This window comes from Bacillus cereus group sp. N31, assembly GCF_016483245.1.
In the GTDB taxonomy this organism is placed as follows: domain Bacteria; phylum Bacillota; class Bacilli; order Bacillales; family Bacillaceae_G; genus Bacillus_A; species Bacillus_A toyonensis.
Window position 1 is genome coordinate 1 of sequence record NZ_JAEHCH010000136.1, and the last position, 225, is coordinate 225.

Genomic DNA, 225 nt, shown 5'->3' on the forward strand with positions numbered 1-225 from the left:
ACCATCGGCGCTAGAGAGCTTAACTTCCGTGTTCGGTATGGGAACGGGTGTGACCTCTCTGCCATCATTACCAGACTATATTCATTTAAGACAAGAATCATTTTAACTTATTCAACTTTTAAAGTCAATAAGTTTTTTATATTCTTTCAAAACTAGATAACATTGCTTCATATTATATGGTTAAGTCCTCGATCTATTAGTATTCGTCAGCTCCACATGTCACCA

General features: G+C 36.0%; 1 rRNA gene. It reads right to left on the reverse strand.

What is annotated here, in order from left to right:
* Positions 1-75, reverse strand: a 5S ribosomal RNA gene (gene rrf, locus JDS81_RS30135); the annotation flags it as partial.
* Positions 76-225: the final 150 nt, after the last annotated feature.